The following is a 19,837-nucleotide window of genomic DNA, read 5'->3' as shown; positions in this document are numbered from 1 at the left end:
CCTTATATTAAAGTGCTAAGTCATATACGAGTGGGATATGTTACAAAATACCGATCATCAGGTAAACAATTAATTTAAATTTTTATGGACTCGCCTTAACACTTTTAATTAATAAATATATAAATAGAGACAATAAAAGAAGTGGGAATAGCCAAAGTAACCCGTTTGTCATATTGAACGCAGGCTTATATAGAACAAATTCACCATAGCGCGCTGTCATATATTCAATGATTTGTGTATCGGTTTTTCCAGACTTAACCATTTTAAATACATGAAGTCGTAAATCTTTTGCTATCGGCGAATTTGACTCAATCAAATTTTGATTCTGACATTGAGGACAACGCAATGTTTTAGCTAATGATATTGCTTGTTGCTGCTGAGCTAAATTGTCAAACTCAAATAGCTCTACTTCTATCGCTACCTGTTTGTTATTAGAGACAAATAGTTCATCCGCCTTTAATGATGAACTTATAGTTAATACACTCAAAAAACATAATACCAAGGCTACGTAATTCATAGTGCCGCCTTATTCGTAAAATAGTCAGCAAACTCCTGTTGCCAAATTTCTTGTGTCATAGCGCCCACTAGTTTTTTTATCACTTTACCTTGCCGGTCAACTAAATACGTCTCTGGAGTACCAATCACCCCTAGGTCTAACGCCAGCTCACCGTTCGAGTCACTTATCACTTTGCGGTATGGGTTACCCGCCGTTTGAAGCTCTCTAATCGCCGCCGTGGCCTTATCGCGATAGTTTAAGCCGATAATAGGAATATTATCGTCGGCAAGCTGTAATAAGACTGAATGCTCCTTCTTACATACGCCACACCATGACGCCCATACGTTAACCAATTGATAAGGGTGTGCGGTAACATCTTCTTTAGCCAAAGTCACCGACACCTTATCCGCTGTTGATGATTTGTCCCCTAGCGCACTGCCATCAGACAACAATAAACTTGGGAGCGAAAACTCAGGGAAATCTGTTGGGTGTTGCTCAGTCACGCTGACTTTCTGTGTCTTATTCAAAGCTAAGCCAAAGACTGCGACCACCAAGACACTTAATGCAAACAGAAGCACTATTTTATTGCGAACATTGGACTTCATAACTCGTCTCCTTTATTCGTCGTTTATACCTTTGTGCTACTAACACTATGCTTCCTAACATCATCAATAGTGCACCTAACCAGATCCAACGAACATACGCTTTATACTGGACTCTAAATGCGTAACCCTGGCTATCGACTTTCTCTCCCATTGTGATGTAGATGTCACCATGCCAGAACCACTTCATTGCGGGCTCACTCATATTCATCACCCGCACTGGGTAATGACGACGTTCAGGGGCAATGACAAAACGATTTGCGCCACTTTCAGCTTCGATAACGCCGCGCTCAGCAGTGTAGTTGTTCCCAACATACAACTCAGTTTGTTGATAGTTAAGCGTCCAGTCCATAAATTCAACTTGGCTGCTTGGTGCCAAACGATAGCTTGCTTCAAAGGAGTGGAAGCTGTTCATCCCCGCTCCTACCGCAAGCAGAGCCACGCCAAAGTGCGCCATCGACATCCCAAGTAACTTATGTTGATAACGTGTGTTTCGCGTTCGCCACAGACTATAACCATGTGTCGTTACTACCCAGCAAGCTAAACACCAAGTGACTAGTACCATCCATGACGTTGATAACCAGTTGCTCGTGAATACTTGTGACAGGTAGAAAAGTGAGCCACTGAGTATCGAAATCACGGCCAAAACAACCATCAATTTTGCTGTGCATTGAGGCTTACAAATAATCAGTGGAGAAACCCCCATCGCCGCCAGAGCGAGCAGCCCCAATGGGGCAATCAGCAAATTAAAATAAGGTGCGCCAACAGAAATCGTCCCTAAACCCAGCAATTCGAAAACCATAGGATAGAAGGTACCAAATAGAACAATCGACATCGCCAATATCAGCATCAATGCAGCAATTAGCACTATAAAGCCTTTGCTCTTGAAGCCTCTAATTGCTTGCGATTCGAATTGCTCACCTTTAATAATTAACAGAGAAAACGAACTCATTAACACGACCACTAAAATCGTCAGTAGCGCCAACCCTTTGCTTGGGTCAACCGAAAACGCATGTACCGATGTAAGGAGTCCGGATCGGACGATAAAGGTGCCTAAAATACTTAAGCTAAACGTGATAAAGGCTAAGCTGAAAGACCATTTCAACAGCTGCTTTTTACCATTAGCTACGCCCAAAATATGCAGGAGTGCGGTCGCGGTCAACCAAGGCAATAAACTCGCATTTTCGACCGGATCCCAGAACCACCAGCCGCCCCAACCCAGTTCGTAATACGCCCACCAAGAGCCAAGCGCAATACCCGCTGTTAAAAAACACCAAGCTACTAAACACCATGTACGACAATGTTTTACCCATTCGAGCTCAATAGGGTTTACCATCAAAGCCGCAACTGAAAATGCCAAAACGACAGAAAATCCGACATACCCTAGGTAGAGCAACGGAGGATGAAAAATCAACCCAACATCCTGCAACATAGGGTTAAGATCGCGCCCTTCACTCACGAGCACGGAGTTGAGTTCGAATGGGTTGGAAGCAACTAAGGAAAACCAAGCAAACACCGTCAGAAGCAGGTTCATTACCCAGAGGACAGCGTCGTGATAATCTGCTCGGTAGTGACTTTGCTTCGCGATAAGCCCTGCCCAACAACTTAAGGTCAGTACCCAAAATAACAATGAACCTTCATGCCCAGCCCACACCGCCGCTATTTTGAAGGCGCTCGGCAGTTGGGTATTCGAATGTTCAGCGACATAAAGAATTGAAAAATCATCTTGATAGAAAGCCACCGCAAGCATTACCACGGCAGCAATTGATAACAGAGAACCGGTTTGAGTTGCGCTACGAATGAAGGCAGAGTAACGCTTTGACTGAGTATACAGCCCCGTCAGATATACAATACTCACCAAGCTACTGAGTATTGCGACAGCGATGAGATTGAATAGCCCTAAAGAACCCAGCATATCACCTCGATATGGCCCCAATGAAGGGGCCGAAAAGAACAAACATAACCTACTTTATGCCAAAGTTAATTGACCAGCATAAAGTACAAAGGTACGAAGCATTAAAACACCGGCCAAGCTCAAGCATGTCACAGCGAAAATGTACACTCCGGTATGACGAACCGCTTTAGGAGTGAAAGCATTCAGCAGCAATGGTAGAACCATACCCACACCTATCACTCCGTACCAGAACCAACTCGCCCAGAAGCCACTGCCAATTGCATTCCACGCAGCTTGCTCACTTTGACCACCAGCGAAAATCAAGCCTGTAAAGAACGTAACGAGGACGAACAACTCAAACATCACTACTGGACGCTCAAAGCCGTGGATCCAAGAGATACTAGGCCCTTGAGGAGACTCTTTAAAGACCAGAACCCCGAACAAAATACAGGCTGCCGCACCGGACGATAGACTAGAGAACAAGAACAGTATTGGTAATACCGGGTTGTTCAACATTGGGAACGTGTTTAGCGCTGAGAGTAAGAAACCTGTGTATGCCGCAAGCAGAAGTGCCAACACAGCCAACAGAATTTCTGTCGCGTTTTCAAGGGGTTCAAATTTCCCAATGAGTTTCCCAACAAAGTCTAAACGTCCTTTAAGCCAAGTCTGTTCACTCAAAAACAGGGTGATTTGATCCCTAAAGATGATTCCGATCCAAACGAATAAGATCGCCATATACACTTGGAATAAAATCACACCCATCGACATCACAGACGTTGGGTTATAAAAGATCATGATCTTCCAGAAAGAGAGTGGCTTAGTTAGGTGAAACACCAAAATCAACAAGCCCGAAATGATGCCAAATGGCGCAAGAAATGCGGTCGCCTTTAGCACACCATTCTTCGCAGCATCGCCTTCAATAACCTTCCTCTTAAGGTAGATAGAGATCATCACCGCACCTGCTGACATACCTGCTAAAAACAGATAGATAGCGATGATCCAATCCCATACCACGGTTCCAGATTGGAAAGCTGTATCCCATGCACTCATAATCAAATCTCCCCTTTCTGATGTGGTACTTTGTAAAGCTTAGGCTGAGTGCCTAAATGGACTTTATCTCGGTAAACCACTTCGGATTTCAGCACTTGATTGATCTGACTATTTGGATCATTAAGATCACCGAATATCAGCGCTGTTGTTGGACAAGATTCCACACAAGCAGGCAGTTTTCCTTGCGCTAAATTAGTATCACGACAGAAATTACACTTATCGGCTGAACCGTCTTTTGGATTGAAAAAGCGAACTTGATAAGGGCAAGCCAACAGACAATAACCACAACCTACACACTTATCTTTGTGTACATCGACAATGCCAGTCTTCTCATCTTTATAAGCAGCACCAGTTGGGCACACCATGACGCACGGTGCGTTGTCACAGTGTTGACAAGAGTTTCGAGTAAAGCGGTAGTCAACGTCTGGGTACTCCCCTTGTGGCTCGCTGCGCACAATTTCTAACCTTGAAACGCCTTCTGGAACTTTATTCACCTCACGACACGCTTCGGTACACGCCGTACAACCGATACAAGCCGTTTCATCATGGATCATTCCATAGCGCTTATTGCCATCAGTCTGTACGCTCGCCAATGTTTTTCTACTGGTAACAACAGAGGTACCTGCTATTCCAGTCGTCATAATCACAGCGCCGGCACCAGCTAAAAAGTTTCTTCTAGAACAGCTCATAGATTACTCCTCCTCTTTCTTCTGGTTAAAGTCTGAGTGACAATCAACGCACAGTTTGATCGTTTGTTTCTTATCTAAACTCAATACCTTAGATTTATTAGCGTGCACATCATGACAATTCGAACAAGTTAAGTTTTTGGCATGAACATCATGCGTCCAGTTATCTTCCTGCAAATATTCAGGTTTATGACAATCTGTACACCCACTATTTGCCTGTAAGATCTTTTGAGGATCCAAAAATACTTTATTTGTTCCTTCTTGCGACTGTGCGGATCGATATTTGATCACCTCTGGAGCCCCTTCTCGGTGATCAGGACTTATATTACTGTGACAATCAGTACAGTTAATTTCTCGTCCAACAATATTATGTGCATCTACGCCATGTGAACCCAATAATGTTTCTTTGGAATCTTTATGACATTGAACGCACTTATAATCTTTATCGCGAATTAATTCGACTTCATGTCTATTTGATTCCGCTGATGTTATTTCAACGGATTCGGCAACAGCATGAATGGAATAACCATAGAGGCAGAATGCTAGAAGGGATTTAAGCATTATGACTATGGCCAATTTTATATTGCCCATTTTATCCTTTCCTTATATCGGATTTATTTAACTCTCAACTAAATAAAAATCCGATTAAACAAAAGTATCCTTAAACAGCACTATTACCGTCTAAATGATATCAATTCTTATTTTGGAAAAGCCACAACGCTTTCTATTAATAAGGATATACCTCTAATGGGTTAAGTTGAATTTTGCATCGGTGATTATGTGACCAAAATCACCATATTTAATTTATGGTTATATGCGTAAGTTATTGTTCTTTAATGAGAATAATTCTTATAACTCACCCACAAAAACCCACCCACCTACCCCTTTAGGGTTATTGTTGAGTTAGCGTGATTTATATCACTAGTGATAATTGATCTAAAACAACAATGCCTCAAGACGTAACAAAATGTGTTTGTTTATGAATTAATATAAACAGGAATTCTCCAATTCTTAATTTGAAATAGCAAACTCACAACGCTTGGTATAAAAATCAGTATATTGGAGATATCACTGTGAAAAAGCACTGGATACGTAATTCCGTCACAGCCTTATTGTTGGTGAGCACTTCTTTAGTAAGTGCAGCTAGCCTTGCTGCGTCAGAACAAAAAACAATTGGTGACCCTCGTAACGATCAATTCGAGCAAAACCACCCTGACCAATACCACTCTTGGCGACAAACGTCAGAGAGTGAACACATTGAAGACGCGCTACATGAAGACCCTAATATGGTGATCATGTGGGCGGGCTATGGCTTTGCAAAAGACTACAACAAAGCCAGAGGCCACTTCTATGCACTCGACGATGTAAGACAAACACTTCGTACTGGTGCGCCAATGGACGAAGGATCTGGCCCAATGCCAATGGCGTGTTGGAGCTGTAAAAGCCCAGACGTCGCGCGTGTTATCGAAGAGCGCGGTGAAGATGGTTACTTTGAGGGTAAATGGGCGCGCTTAGGTGAAGAGATCGTCAACCCAATTGGTTGCTCTGATTGTCATGATACTCAAAGCGAAGGCTTTAAAAACGGCGAACCAGCTTTGAAAGTCACTCGACCTTACGTAGAGCGCGCATTCGAAGCCATCGGTAAAAAGTTTGATGAGCAGAGTCGACTCGATCAACAAGCGTCTGTATGTGCTCAGTGTCACGTTGAGTACTACTTCACCGGTCCAAACAAGAGTGTTAAGTTCCCTTGGGATCAAGGTACAACCGTTGAAGATATGGAGCGCTACTACGATGCGCTTAACTTCAAAGATTGGACACACAAAGTTTCCAAAGCACCAATGTTGAAAGCACAGCACCCAGGCTATGAAACATGGCGTGAAGGCATCCATGGCAAAAACAAAGTTGTTTGTGTCGACTGTCACATGCCTAAAGTGACCAAAGAAGATGGCACAGTTTATACCGATCACAAAGTCGGAAACCCGTTCGACCGTTTTGAAGACACTTGTGCAAATTGTCACACTCAAAGCAAAGAGACCATGCAGAACATCGTTTCTAGTCGCAAAGCGCAAGTACTGAACATGAAGCTAACAGCCGAGAAGCAGATCGTTGCCGCACACTTTGAAGCGGGCGCTGCGTGGGATGCGGGTGCAACTGAAGAAGAAATGCAGCCCATCCTACAAGACATTCGTCATGCTCAATGGCGTTGGGACTATGCGATTGCCTCTCACGGTGTACATATGCACGCTCCTGAAGTTGCACTAGAAGTACTAGGCACCGCGGTTGATAGAGCTGCAGATGCTCGTACTAAGTTGGTTCGTCTGTTAGCGAAGAAAGGAATCACAGATCCTGTAGAGATCCCAGATATCTCAACCAAAGCAGCTGCACAAAAAGCATTGGGAATGGACATGGATAAGATGAATGCTGATAAGAAGCACTTCCTAGATACTGTCGTTCCAAAATGGGATGAAGCGGCTGAGAAACGTGAAGCAAATTACGACTACTAATTAGCGGCACCTGCAAGCGCTGACGACAGCTCAAGTTGAGAGTATCCATACTCTATGACCAAAAGCTGCTTTTTAACGCTTTAAAATAGACGTCATTATCAAATCAAGCCACACTCTATGTGTGGCTTTCTTTATTTTATCAATCCACTTGAGAGCCGATGGAGAATCAATGAAAACAACACTCGTCATCACTGCACTGTGTGTAAGCTTAACCTGTGGTATTGCTCAAGCTTCAGAGCGAGCAAAAACGGGATGGGAATGGATAGAACAAGGCGCCCTGGTTGTTGATGTCAGAACGCCACAAGAGTTCGCAGACGGTCACTTAGATAATGCGATCAACTATCCTCTGTCAGAGATACAGCAGCATTTTGCAACAATCGACAAGGACACTCAAATCGTCTTGTACTGTCGCAGTGGCAATCGTTCAGGGCAAGCTTATCAATGGTTAGAAAGGCAAGGCTTTACCAATCTACACAATGCTGGTGGCTTGGTGGAGATGCAACAAAACAAATAAGCTCTCACCTGTTCTCAAATTTCAGACCGAGAGCACAACCCTCAAGCAAGATCGCAAATTGATCCTGACAAGCTAATCAGTATTAGGCTTTTTCTTAAAGCATCTGCTTAGCTTGGTTAATTGAGTGGATGATTGAAACTCTGTCGAGCCCTTGTTGGTTCGAGTCCAGCAACTGAGTCCAGACATCGATCGCTTGTTGATATCGCATACTAATGAAGTGATCGCTCGCAATCAGCATTAAAGCCGTGCGATCATTTGGATCCAGATCTAACGATCGATCAAGCAGCGAAGTAACCTCCTCCCCCATCAATTGCTTATTCGCGTAGTATAATGCCGTGGCTTTCGCTGCAAACAGGCGCGCTACAGGGGTATTCTCTAATCGGATGGCATAATCATAGCTTGTTACTGCTGCTGAAAATTCACCTTGCTCTAGGTAGACACTGCCAAGTTTAAACCAGATTTCCGCTTGGTTAGGATCTTGCTCTAGCTTGCTCTGCAGTTCGCTTTGATAGTTCGCGAAGGTAACGGGTTGTGAGTCGGAAAGCTCAGGTTTCGGTACCTCTTGTTTCATTAAGTACCACAGAGCAACGGTTCCCAGAACAGCGAGCAATCCCAATCGTATGTTTATATGGCGTACCTTCTTGCTGCGACTACTCATAATGATCATCGAAACGATAAAGAGGCTTGTAAGTAGGATCGAGATCAACAACCAGTTTTCCATGTAATTCTCCTAGGCTAGAAGTCTTACTTTACCTATTTATCCAGCGAGATACTTTGATCGAGTTTACGAACTTTCCTGACTTTGGTATTGAATTCAGAACACAAAAAAACCGAGCACTAAGGCTCGGTTTTTATTAATAAAATCACGTTAAACGAAAGATTTTATTCTGCGTCTTGCTCATCTGAAGATGCGTCTGCAGCTGGTTGTTCAGCTGTTGCTTCTGGCGCTTCGCCTTCTGCAACTTCACCTTCAACAACTTCGCCTTCTACAATCTCAGCTTCTTCTACTTCGTCGATGCGCTGTAGACCAACAACATTCTCATCGTCAGAAGTACGGATTAGCGTCACACCTTGCGTATTACGGCCAACTTGGCTTACTTCCGCTACGCGAGTACGTACTAACGTACCTGCGTCGGTGATCATCATCATCTCATCGCCTTCTTCAACTTGAACAGCACCAACAACTGGGCCGTTACGCTCAGAGACTTTGATAGATACAACACCTTGCGTTGCACGACCCTTAGTTGGGTATTCTGCTAGCTCAGTACGCTTACCGTAACCATTTTGAGTCACAGTTAGAATGTCACCTTCATTAGAAGGAACAATCAACGACACAACTTGGTCATCTTCTGGAAGCTTCATACCGCGAACACCCGCCGCTGTACGGCCCATCGGACGAACTTTGTCTTCGTTGAAACGAACGACTTTACCCGACTTCGAGAACAGCATGATATCGCTATCGCCAGTTGTGATGTCTACACCAATTAGCGAGTCATCATCACGTAGGTTAACTGCGATTAGGCCGTTAGCACGTACGTTTGCGAACTGATCCAGAGATGTCTTCTTAACAGTACCGTCACCCGTTGCCATGAAGATGAACTTATCTTCAGAGAACTCAGAAACAGGTAGGATTGCTGTAATACGCTCACCTTCTTCTAGAGGAAGAATGTTCACGATTGGCTTACCACGAGCGGTACGGCTTGCTAGTGGTAATTGGTAAACTTTCAGACGGTACGTCTTACCACGAGTCGAGAAACATAGGATGTTATCGTGAGTATTAGCAACAAGCAGACGCTCAATGTAATCCTCATCTTTCATCTTAGTCGCACTCTTACCTTTACCACCACGACGCTGTGCTTCGTAGTCGCTCAGGATTTGGTATTTAACGTAACCTTCGTGTGACAGCGTCACAACAACGTCTTCTTGAGCAATAAGCTCTTCCATGTCGATATCGTGGCTAGCTGCAGTGATCTCTGTGCGACGTGCGTCACCGTAGATATCGCGAACTGCTTCCAACTCTTCACGGATCACTTCCATTAGACGCTCAGTGCTTGCAAGGATGTGCATTAGCTCAGCGATTTCTTCTAGAAGTGCTTTGTATTCGTCTAGAATCTTCTCATGTTCAAGGCCAGTTAGGCGGTGAAGACGAAGTTCTAGAATTGCTTGCGCTTGCGTTTCCGTTAGGAAGTATTGACCGTCACGAATGCCGTATTGATCTTCCAACCAATCAGGACGAGCCGCGTCAGTACCTGCGCGCTCAAGCATTGAAGCAACGTTACCTAAGTCCCAACCACGCGAAACTAGGCCAACTTTTGCTTCTGCTGGCGTTGGCGCGTTCTTGATGAGTTCGATAACTTCATCAATGTTCGCTAGAGCCAGAGATAACGCTTCTAAGATGTGTGCACGATCACGTGCTTTTCTTAGTTCGTAGATAGTACGACGAGTCACAACCTCACGGCGGTGATCTACGAAGCACTTAAGCATGTCTTTCAGGTTAAACAACTGTGGTTGGCCGTTGTTTAGAGCAACCATGTTGATACCGAAAGTCGTTTGCAGTTGAGTTTGTGCGTATAGGTTGTTTAGAACCACTTCGCCCACTGCATCACGCTTACATTCAATAACAATACGCATACCGTCTTTATCAGACTCGTCACGTAGTGCACTGATGCCTTCTACTTTCTTATCTTTAACCAGTTCAGCAATCTTCTCGATCAGACGAGCTTTGTTTACTTGGTAAGGGATCTCAGTAACGATAATGGTCTCTTTACCATTCTTCTCTACTTCAATATCCGCTTTTGAACGCATGTAAATCTTGCCGCGACCTGTCTTATAAGCATCTACGATGCCTTTACGACCGCTGATCAGCGCTGCTGTTGGGAAATCTGGACCAGGAATATAGTCCATTAGCTCATCAATCGTGATCTCTTCATTATTGATGTAAGCCAAACAGCCATCAACAACTTCACCTAGGTTATGAGGTGGGATGTTGGTCGCCATACCTACCGCGATACCAGAAGCACCGTTTACCAGTAGGTTAGGAATTTTCGTTGGTAGAACCGCTGGGATCTGTTCTGTACCGTCGTAGTTAGGTACGTAGTCCACCGTTTCTTTATCAAGGTCAGCCAAAAGCTCGTGAGCAATTTTCGCCATACGAACTTCGGTATAACGCATTGCAGCCGCGGAGTCGCCATCGATAGAACCAAAGTTACCTTGGCCATCAACTAGCATGTAACGCAGTGAGAACGGCTGAGCCATACGAACAATAGTGTCGTATACAGCGCTATCACCGTGCGGGTGATATTTACCGATTACATCACCTACTACACGAGCAGATTTTTTATATGGTTTGTTCCAATCATTACCTAGTACATTCATCGCGAATAGAACGCGGCGGTGTACTGGCTTTAGGCCATCACGCACATCAGGAAGGGCACGACCAACGATGACGGACATCGCGTAGTCTAGGTATGAACCTCTAAGCTCATCTTCAATATTTACGGGCGTGATCTCTTTCGCTAGATCGCTCATAGAGCCATTTTCCCTCTATAGTCAGATCGTATTTTTGAATACGTATAAGACCGAAAAATATAACACAAATTTACCTTGTGAGGCATCACTTTCCCTATCCTTTTATCATCTTGTGAGCCTTGTAGCCAATCAATTGATGAGAAATTGCACGTCATCATCATATCTTGCTGAAAGATGGTTACTTTGCATCCAACAAATTCGCAAAATTGTAGATCTTCTGGTCAGAGACGAAAGCCAAGTTATAATGCTCTCAATTTCATGGATGCATTATTTAACTTGGAAATGCCGATTATGACCAAATCACAGAACGTCGACCCAGCAGAAATCAAAAAATTCGAAGACATGGCGTCACGCTGGTGGGATCTCGAAGGCGAGTTTAAGCCTCTTCACCAAATCAACCCTTTACGCCTTAACTACGTGCTAGAAAAAACAGAAGGCCTGTTTGGAAAAAAAGTTCTCGACGTAGGTTGTGGTGGCGGCATTCTTGCTGAGAGCATGGCAAAAGAAGGTGCGGTTGTAACCGGTCTAGACATGGGTAAAGAGCCTTTAGAGGTTGCTCGTCTACACGCCCTTGAGACTGGCACTAAGCTTGATTACATTCAAAGCACCATCGAAGATCACGCAGAGCAAAATCCACAAGCTTATGACGTAGTCACTTGTATGGAGATGCTTGAGCACGTTCCCGACCCTCAATCAGTGATCACAGCTTGCTCTAAGTTAGTGAAGCCTAACGGACATGTCTTCTTTTCAACGCTGAACCGCAACTTTAAGTCTTACTTGTTCGCTATTGTTGGTGCAGAGAAGCTATTGAAGATCGTCCCAGAAGGTACTCACGAGCACGAAAAGTTCATTCGTCCTGCTGAGCTCATCAAGATGATCGATAACACGCCGCTTCAAGAACTCGGTATCACTGGCTTGCATTACAACCCACTAACGGACACGTACCGTTTGGGAAGTAACGTAGATGTTAACTATATTGTTCATACAAAGAATTTTGTGTAAATCCTGCCAATAACCCCATAAAAAATAATTTAATTTAGACCAATGAAAAAGGTTGCAATTACCATAAGTTTGCGACTTTTTTCAGTCTAAATTTCGTGCTCCCGATTCCATTTTGACCATCTAGATTCAATTTTGACCTTTGAAAATCCGCCTCCTCTTTTGCCCAAAGATCAAGGAATTTTTTTTTATGAGCGCGCAAAATTAAACCATCATTAAAAAGCCAATTTTCTACAATCAAGTGAGAGCTATCCTCATCAGTTAGTGGTCACTTACAGTTTTTTTTCAATTTAGTAGTTATCCACAAGAACTCCCATTTCTTTGCCTTGAAAAATCTCCGGCCTAGCACTATCTTGTAACCCAACAAACAAATGACCCCTATATGTTGTGTTTGAACTACAATATATGGGTAGACCAAGATCACAAAGCCGCCATGTAATTTACAAAAATTACACAGAAATAGACAAAAACACGGCTTTAATCAGTTTTGTTAGGGAAATTAAGCAGAATGAACCAACAACTTACTGTTACTAAGCGTAACGGTCGCAAAGAAACGATTGATCTAGAAAAGATCCACCGCGTGATCACATGGGCAGCAGAAGGCTTGCACAATGTTTCTGTATCACAAGTAGAATTGAAAGCTCACATTCAATTTTATGATGGCATCACCACGACTGACATCCATGAGACAATCATCAAGTCAGCTGCGGATCTGATCTCAGAAGAGACTCCTGATTACCAATACCTTGCAGCACGTCTAGCGGTATTCCACCTACGTAAGAAAGCGTACGGTCAATACGAGCCGCCAGCACTGTTCGACCACGTTGCAAAACTGGTTGATATGGGTAAATACGATAGTCACCTACTGGAAGACTACACGCCAGCTGAGTTTGCTGAACTGGATCAATACATCGATCACAAACGCGACCTAGATTTCTCTTACGCAGCGGTTAAGCAGCTTGAAGGTAAATACTTCGTGCAGAACCGTGTAACGAAAGAGATCTACGAAAGTGCTCAGTTCCTATATATCTTGGTTGCTGCTTGTCTATTCGCTAAATATCCGAAAGAGACGCGTCTTGATTACATCAAGCGTTTCTACGATGCAGCGTCGACATTTAAGATTTCCCTTCCTACGCCGATCATGTCTGGCGTACGTACGCCTACCCGTCAATTCAGTTCTTGTGTACTGATTGAGTGTGGTGACAGCCTAGATTCAATTAACGCAACGGCGAGCTCAATCGTACGTTACGTCTCTCAACGTGCTGGTATTGGTATCAACGCTGGTCGTATCCGTGCTCTAGGTTCTGAGATTCGCGGTGGTGAAGCATTCCACACAGGTTGTATCCCATTCTACAAGTACTTCCAAACAGCCGTTAAGTGTTGTTCTCAAGGTGGTGTGCGTGGTGGTGCTGCAACAGTGTTCTACCCACTATGGCACGGTGAAGTTCAGTCTCTACTTGTACTGAAAAACAACCGTGGTGTAGAAGAGAACCGTGTTCGTCACATGGATTACGGCGTACAGCTGAACAAGCTTATGTACTCTCGCCTAGTTCAAGGCGGTAACATCAGCCTATTCTCACCATCTGATGTACCTGGCCTATACGATGCATTCTTCGAAAACCAAGAACGTTTTGAAGAGCTGTACGTGAAGTACGAGAACGATCCATCAATCAAGCGTGAAACAGTGAAAGCGGTAGAGCTATTCTCTCTACTCATGCAAGAACGTGCTTCTACTGGTCGTATCTACATTCAGAACGTTGACCACTGTAACACTCACAGCCCATTTGATGCTGAAGTAGCACCAGTTCGCCAGTCAAACCTATGTCTTGAAATCGCGCTTCCAACTAAGCCGCTTACAAACGTAGAAGATGACGAAGGTGAAATTGCACTATGTACGCTTTCTGCATTCAACCTTGGCGCGATTGAATCTCTTGATGACCTAGCAGAGCTTTCTGACCTAGTGGTTCGTGCACTTGATGCACTTCTTGATTACCAAGACTACCCACTTCCAGCGGCTTACAAGTCAACAATGAACCGTCGTACTCTGGGTGTTGGCGTTATCAACTACGCATACTACCTAGCGAAAAACGGTGTTAAATACTCAGATGGCAGCGCAAACGGTCTAACTCACCGTACATTCGAAGCTATCCAATACCACTTGTTGAAAGCATCGGTTGAGCTTGCGAAAGAACAAGGTAAGTGTCCTTCGTTCCACGAAACGAACTACGCGAAAGGCCTATTGCCAATCGACACTTACAAGAAAGACATTGATCTTGTATGTGAAGAACCTCTTCATTACGACTGGGATGCACTACGTGAAGAGATCGTTGAACACGGTCTACGTAACTCAACACTAACAGCGCTAATGCCTTCTGAGACTTCTTCTCAGATTTCTAACGCGACTAACGGTATTGAGCCACCACGTGGTTTCGTTTCTGTTAAAGCATCAAAAGACGGTATTTTGAAGCAGGTTGTGCCTGATTTCCTAAATCTAAAAGACAACTACGAACTACTTTGGAACATCGGTTCTAACGATGGTTACCTGCACCTAGTAGGTATCATGCAGAAGTTTGTCGACCAAGCGATTTCAGCCAACACAAACTATGATCCAAACGTATATGAAAGCGGTAAAGTACCAATGAAGAAACTTCTTCAAGACCTACTGACTGCTTACAAGTACGGTGTGAAGACGCTTTACTACCATAACACTCGTGATGGCGCGAAAGATGAGCAAGGCGCAGTAGCACAAGAAGACGATTGTGCAGGCGGCGGTTGTAAGATCTAAGCATAAGTAACAAACATAAGAACCCAGAGAAGCCTTCTTCTCTGGGTCTAAAGCATTAACGAGGCCTGTTAGATAGGTCTGGAAAGGATTTGAGGCATTCATGGCTTACAGTACTTTTACCCAAACAAAAAATGACCAACTAAAAGAACCTATGTTCCTTGGTCAATCTGTAAACGTAGCGCGTTACGACCAACAGAAATTTGAAATCTTCGAAAAGCTAATCGAGAAACAACTGTCTTTCTTCTGGCGTCCAGAAGAAGTTGACGTATCTAGCGACCGTATCGACTACAACAAGTTGCCAGAGCACGAGAAGCACATCTTCATTTCAAACCTGAAATACCAAACGCTTCTTGACTCAATTCAAGGCCGTAGCCCGAACGTAGCGCTTCTGCCATTAGTTTCTCTTCCAGAAGTAGAAACTTGGATTGAGACTTGGTCTTTCTCTGAAACGATTCACTCTCGTTCATACACGCACATCATCCGTAACATCGTGAATGACCCAGGCGTTGTATTTGACGACATCGTTGAAAACGAGCACATCTTAGCGCGTGCAAAAGACATCGCACACTATTACGATGAGCTAATCAAGCTGACGTCTGACTACCACCGCTACGGCGAAGGTACACACAACATCAACGGAGAAGAGATCAAAGTATCTCTATACGAGTTGAAGAAGAAACTGTACCTATGTCTGATGTCTGTAAATGCTCTGGAAGCTATCCGTTTCTACGTAAGTTTTGCATGTTCGTTTGCATTTGCAGAGCGCGAGCTAATGGAAGGTAATGCGAAAATCATCAAGCTAATCGCTCGTGATGAAGCACTGCACCTTACGGGTACTCAGCACATGATCAACTTGCTGCGTAACGGCCAAGATGACTTCTCATTCATGCAAATCGCTGAAGAGTGTAAGCAAGAGTGTTTCGACCTATTTAAAGATGCGGCTGAGCAAGAGAAAGAGTGGGCAGAATATCTGTTCAAAGATGGCTCTATGATCGGTCTAAATAAAGACATCCTGTGCCAATACGTTGAGTACATTACCAACATCCGTATGCAAGCGGTGGGTCTAGGTACTGCTTACCCAGAAGCAACGTCTAACCCTATTCCGTGGATCAACGCTTGGTTGTCTTCAGATAACGTTCAAGTTGCACCGCAAGAAGCAGAAATTTCATCTTACCTAGTTGGTCAAATCGACAACGAAGTAAGTGCTGACGACTTCGAAGGTTTTGAACTGTAATGCCGACTCTCAAAATCAACAAACTCATCAGTATTGAGTCTAATCCTTCTAACACTTTGTTGGAGACCATGGAGCAAGCAGGCCTTGAGCCTGAATACAACTGCCGTGATGGTCACTGCGGCGCTTGTCGTTGCACGTTAGACTCAGGTGAAGTCGAGTATGTTGGTTTTGCTATGGCTTACACACAGAGCAACGAAATCTTGCCTTGTATTTGTAAGGCTAAGACAGAATTGTCGTTGAGTAATGTTATCCATCGCAATAAGCAAAAACGCGCTTAAAGATGAAATAACTCAGCACCGATAGCAAAATTCAAAGGGCCCGATAATTAATATTATCGGGCCCTTTTTTACATACTGATATTCGTTTTAGATGCTGTGGGTCACTGAGCGTTTGTTATAAGACAGCGTTGGGAATGAACAGCTCTTTAATGCGTTTAAGTGAGGTGAACTGGCCAAACATCGGTTTGTTTTCTAGATGTCTTCGAAGCATGTCTGCGGCCACTGTTTTTATCACCGTTCTAGAGTCTTCCCGGTTATATGAACGATGGAACTCAAACACTTGCCCCCACTCTCCTGCTGGCGTCGATAGTGCAACACTAAAGGTTTTATCCTCAAGTTTGCCAGTGACGAGAGCCAGGTCCGTGGAACATTTCTCTCTTGTTGCTCCTGCCAAAGCTAATGTCGCCGCTAAAGGATCGCTCTTATCAATCTCACTGCCTTTGCTCTCGGCCATTACCCAAGAATGCCCAAAGCAATTTTCAAGGTTTTCATCCGACTGCAGCCATGCGGACAGCGCGCCCTTGGTCGATACTTCTGATACCGATAAGGTTTTGTGCTTCTCGCTCAACAAGTGCCCTAAATGTTCAACCATCGGCTCATCAACACTCACAACATTGCCTTCTAGCAGCTTATGCACCATCTGAAGCAGCTTCACGCGAACCTCGAGACCCGATTTAGGCCCAAACAGTTTTACCTCAATAAAGGGCAAGTAAGAGCGGTAGCCTAATTCATAACCTTCAGGCAGTTTAAGCTGGTCTAGAATATCGGAGATCCCCGACTCAGAGAGGCCAAAGGTGTAGAGGCGGCTGCACTCAAAGGCACTGATTTCCGGATAGCTTCGAGCTAAGTCAGGCAAAATTTGGTCTTTAACCATCTTTTTAAACTCACTCGGAACACCAGGAGTAAAGTAAAATGTCGCATCGTTGATTTTAAGTTTGAAACCACAAGCGGTACCAACAGGGTTATCTACGATTTGTGAATGTTCCGGCAGCATAGCTTGTTTGAGGTTACTGTCTGGCATCTTAGCGCCACGAGCTGCAAACATACTCTCCATACGTTGTAACCAATCAGGGAAAAGAACCAGCTTTTGATCAGCAGCACTTGCAGCCGCTGCGGCACTCATGTCGTCCGTCGTTGGCCCTAAACCGCCATTAACGATGACCACGTCGTAGTTAAAGCTCAGCATCAAAAGTTCTTCCACCAGCGCACTCATTTGGTCACCGACAGTAGAGCGCTTTGCCAAAACGAAACCATGTTGATAAAACTCAGCGGACATCCAAGCGGCATTTGTGTCTACAATGTCTCCGTGAAGAACTTCTTCACCTGTACTTAACATTGCGATTTTGGTCATATTTTCATCCCTTGCTGTCATATAAAGACGCTGCATTATTTTTAAAGTGGTCTATCTTCTATGTTTAGGCGTTTAACTCATTTCACAAGTATTAATGATGTGAAATTTAATATTATCTTTCTGAAAGCGCACAATTATTAGTTCCATAAATCAGGTAATTAATGGATAATTGTGACTTTGCTCAACCTACCAACTCTTATGGAGACCCTTGTGGCCAAATCACCGTTATTAGCAAAGGTTACTGCTGCATTTTCACTACTAATGTCAGCGAACTCGGTTGCAAGCCAGTACGATTTCGACCAACCATTCAACCTTTCATATGCGGATGATTGTACTCAAGAGTACTGCGTAAATGAAAACTTGTACACTTACAAGCCTAGTATCAATTACGCACTGAGCGAGTCAAACGAAGAGTACGATTTCTCAATCCAGCAACCAAAGCACCTTTTGATGAGTGAAGAGAAAGATTGGGATTACCTAATGGGCCAAACTTATACCATTCTCGGTCTAAGTGTTGCGACTGTAGGTTTAATGACATTTCTTCCTGAATCCATCACGAAGTGGGATGATGACCAACGTGACTTAAGTAAGCTTGGTCAAAAATGGAAAGACAACGTATCTAGTGGCCCAGTATGGGACCGCGATGAGCACTTCTTGAACTACGTAATGCACCCGTACTTTGGTGGTGTTTACTACACGGCAGCGCGACACGCTGGCTACAATGAGTTTGAATCTTTCATGTACTCTTGGACTATGTCGACTTTCTTCTGGGAATACGGTGTTGAAGCATTTGCAGAAATCCCATCTTGGCAAGACCTTTTCATCACACCATTCTTCGGTGCGGTTGTCGGTGAACTGATGTTAGAGGCCGAACAAGACATCGTTATGACTGGCGGTGAAGTAATGGGCTCAAAAACCATGGGTGATGTGTCTCTGTTCTTCTTGAACCCTGTTGGCCATATTCACTACTGGGTAAGTGATGCTTGGGGTGGCGATGCGGAAGTAAATCTGAACACTAACCCTTGGTGGAGTAACCAAGACGCGGCTAAGTTTGCATACGATGCTGGCGCGCCTTACGACTCTCAATTTGTGGGTATGAACTTCAAAGTGACCTTCTAAATCACTCAATAGATGTAATTCTTTCTAAAAAGCGACTCTCGAGTCGCTTTTTTTGTGCCCGACTCTTCATTAACTTGTTTTGCGTTGCAGCTTAGTTTCAAAAATTGACGCAGGTCAAATATTGTTCTTATCCAGCTTCTAAACTGTATGTAAGACAGATTATCTCGTTATTTCAAACGCTTATTAATGGCGTTCAATTGAATCTTTGGGGGCTGATATGAATAGTACATTTATCGTTAACTTTATTGGTAAAGCATCGCCTGCAACCATTAAACAACTCGCTGCAGTCACTCATGAAAACGGTGGCAAATGGCTTATAAGTAAAGTGAACTTCATTGAGGACCAAGTTGCCGGAGTCATCAAAATAGAACTCCCTGCGATTAATGAGTCCACAGTTAAAGAAGCATTTAGTGCCAATATAGACCTAACTGTACAATTCGTTGATGCCGACCACTCTCCACAAGTACAAGATACTATCCATCACCTTCGTCTAGATTCGAATGATCGCGCTGGTATCGTCAATGAAGTCACGCATGTATTAGATGGACAAGGCATCACGATTCTGGATATGGATTGTCATCGAGTCTTCATCGCAGGAGGTGGAGGTGTCAGCTCCAGCCTATTTACCGCCAAAATTGCCGTAAAACTCCCACTAGAGCTACCAATCCAAGACGTAGCCAACGAACTTGAGACGCTGAGTGAAGATACACGCGTCATGATCGAGAGTTAATTCGCTGACATACAACGGCTCTTTTATTGATTAACTTGTTGATATCAGAGCCTTAAGATCAAAGTTA

General features: G+C 44.0%; 17 protein-coding genes. 8 read left to right on the top strand and 9 right to left on the bottom strand.

Features of this window, described 5'->3' with window-relative positions; translation table 11 throughout:
- Nucleotides 1-82: 82 nt before the first annotated feature.
- From nrfF to nrfB, 6 genes are read right to left on the bottom strand one after another with little or no spacing between them, the layout of a single operon-like run.
- Complete coding sequence (nrfF, locus tag OCV50_RS05805) at nucleotides 83-517, bottom strand: heme lyase NrfEFG subunit NrfF (RefSeq protein WP_239840697.1); 435 nt, start codon at nucleotides 515-517, stop codon at nucleotides 83-85.
- On the bottom strand, nucleotides 514-1,101 hold the full coding sequence (locus OCV50_RS05800; RefSeq protein WP_261903942.1) for a DsbE family thiol:disulfide interchange protein: 588 nt from the start codon (nucleotides 1,099-1,101) through the stop codon (nucleotides 514-516). The genes nrfF and OCV50_RS05800 overlap by 4 nt, the downstream gene beginning before the upstream one ends.
- Nucleotides 1,079-3,013, bottom strand: coding sequence for a heme lyase CcmF/NrfE family subunit (locus tag OCV50_RS05795; protein ID WP_261903941.1), 1,935 nt, complete (start codon nucleotides 3,011-3,013; stop codon nucleotides 1,079-1,081). Before OCV50_RS05795 ends, OCV50_RS05800 begins: the two co-directional genes overlap by 23 nt.
- Nucleotides 3,014-3,067: 54 nt before the next feature.
- On the bottom strand, nucleotides 3,068-4,042 hold the full coding sequence (gene nrfD / locus OCV50_RS05790) for a cytochrome c nitrite reductase subunit NrfD (protein ID WP_261903940.1): 975 nt from the start codon (nucleotides 4,040-4,042) through the stop codon (nucleotides 3,068-3,070).
- A 2-nt stretch (nucleotides 4,043-4,044) separates the two neighbouring features.
- Nucleotides 4,045-4,731 (bottom strand): cytochrome c nitrite reductase Fe-S protein, encoded by a 687-nt coding sequence (gene nrfC, locus OCV50_RS05785; protein WP_239840693.1) that lies wholly within the window; start codon nucleotides 4,729-4,731, stop codon nucleotides 4,045-4,047.
- A gap of 3 nt (nucleotides 4,732-4,734) precedes the next feature.
- The gene (gene nrfB / locus OCV50_RS05780; RefSeq protein WP_261903939.1) at nucleotides 4,735-5,319 is read right to left on the bottom strand and encodes a cytochrome c nitrite reductase pentaheme subunit; all 585 of its coding nucleotides are present in this window, start codon (nucleotides 5,317-5,319) and stop codon (nucleotides 4,735-4,737) included.
- Between the two features lie 482 nt (nucleotides 5,320-5,801).
- Here nrfB and nrfA point away from each other — a divergent pair, with 482 nt between their 5' ends.
- Both nrfA and OCV50_RS05770 read left to right on the top strand, forming a co-directional pair.
- Nucleotides 5,802-7,232, top strand: coding sequence for an ammonia-forming nitrite reductase cytochrome c552 subunit (gene nrfA / locus OCV50_RS05775; RefSeq protein ID WP_261903938.1), 1,431 nt, complete (start codon nucleotides 5,802-5,804; stop codon nucleotides 7,230-7,232).
- Nucleotides 7,233-7,401: 169 nt separating this feature from the next.
- Nucleotides 7,402-7,746 (top strand): rhodanese-like domain-containing protein, encoded by a 345-nt coding sequence (locus OCV50_RS05770; RefSeq protein ID WP_239840690.1) that lies wholly within the window; start codon nucleotides 7,402-7,404, stop codon nucleotides 7,744-7,746.
- Between the two features lie 94 nt (nucleotides 7,747-7,840).
- On the opposite strand, the gene OCV50_RS05765 is transcribed toward OCV50_RS05770, so the two are convergent.
- Complete coding sequence (locus OCV50_RS05765) at nucleotides 7,841-8,467, bottom strand: TPR domain-containing protein (protein WP_239840689.1); 627 nt, start codon at nucleotides 8,465-8,467, stop codon at nucleotides 7,841-7,843.
- A 161-nt stretch (nucleotides 8,468-8,628) separates the two neighbouring features.
- The gene (gene gyrA / locus OCV50_RS05760) at nucleotides 8,629-11,274 is read right to left on the bottom strand and encodes a DNA topoisomerase (ATP-hydrolyzing) subunit A (RefSeq protein ID WP_261903937.1); all 2,646 of its coding nucleotides are present in this window, start codon (nucleotides 11,272-11,274) and stop codon (nucleotides 8,629-8,631) included.
- A 258-nt stretch (nucleotides 11,275-11,532) separates the two neighbouring features.
- Here gyrA and ubiG point away from each other — a divergent pair, with 258 nt between their 5' ends.
- The 4 genes from ubiG to yfaE all read left to right on the top strand — a co-directional run bounded on the left by ubiG (nucleotide 11,533) and on the right by yfaE (nucleotide 16,570).
- Nucleotides 11,533-12,276 (top strand): bifunctional 2-polyprenyl-6-hydroxyphenol methylase/3-demethylubiquinol 3-O-methyltransferase UbiG, encoded by a 744-nt coding sequence (ubiG, locus tag OCV50_RS05755; protein WP_239840687.1) that lies wholly within the window; start codon nucleotides 11,533-11,535, stop codon nucleotides 12,274-12,276.
- 505 nt (nucleotides 12,277-12,781) lie between these two features.
- Nucleotides 12,782-15,058: a class 1a ribonucleoside-diphosphate reductase subunit alpha gene (gene nrdA, locus OCV50_RS05750; protein WP_239840686.1), complete on the top strand. Its 2,277-nt coding sequence runs from the start codon at nucleotides 12,782-12,784 to the stop codon at nucleotides 15,056-15,058.
- A gap of 100 nt (nucleotides 15,059-15,158) precedes the next feature.
- On the top strand, nucleotides 15,159-16,292 hold the full coding sequence (gene nrdB / locus OCV50_RS05745; RefSeq protein WP_032549288.1) for a class Ia ribonucleoside-diphosphate reductase subunit beta: 1,134 nt from the start codon (nucleotides 15,159-15,161) through the stop codon (nucleotides 16,290-16,292).
- Nucleotides 16,292-16,570, top strand: a complete 279-nt coding sequence (yfaE, locus tag OCV50_RS05740; protein WP_239840685.1) for a class I ribonucleotide reductase maintenance protein YfaE — start codon at nucleotides 16,292-16,294, stop codon at nucleotides 16,568-16,570. Before nrdB ends, yfaE begins: the two co-directional genes overlap by 1 nt.
- A 115-nt stretch (nucleotides 16,571-16,685) precedes the next feature.
- Here the strand turns inward: yfaE and OCV50_RS05735 are convergent, their stop codons facing one another.
- A complete protein-coding gene (locus OCV50_RS05735; RefSeq protein WP_261903936.1) occupies nucleotides 16,686-17,921 on the bottom strand; it encodes a CinA family nicotinamide mononucleotide deamidase-related protein in 1,236 nt (411 codons plus the stop codon).
- 210 nt (nucleotides 17,922-18,131) lie between these two features.
- On the opposite strand from OCV50_RS05735, the gene OCV50_RS05730 reads away from it, so the two are divergent.
- Together OCV50_RS05730 and OCV50_RS05725 are read left to right on the top strand one after the other, a co-directional pair.
- Nucleotides 18,132-19,040 carry a DUF3943 domain-containing protein gene (locus OCV50_RS05730; RefSeq protein ID WP_261903935.1) on the top strand — a complete coding sequence of 303 codons (909 nt, stop codon included), beginning with the start codon at nucleotides 18,132-18,134 and terminating at the stop codon, nucleotides 19,038-19,040.
- 217 nt (nucleotides 19,041-19,257) lie between these two features.
- Nucleotides 19,258-19,770: a glycine cleavage system protein R gene (locus OCV50_RS05725; RefSeq protein WP_152468528.1), complete on the top strand. Its 513-nt coding sequence runs from the start codon at nucleotides 19,258-19,260 to the stop codon at nucleotides 19,768-19,770.
- The last annotated feature ends 67 nt before the right edge of the window (nucleotides 19,771-19,837 follow it).

The sequence above is a fragment of the Vibrio fortis genome (assembly GCF_024347475.1).
Taxonomy (GTDB): Bacteria; Pseudomonadota; Gammaproteobacteria; order Enterobacterales; family Vibrionaceae; genus Vibrio; species Vibrio fortis.
Note: the sequence above shows the minus strand (reverse complement) of the source record. Positions and strands in the feature narration are given on the sequence as shown.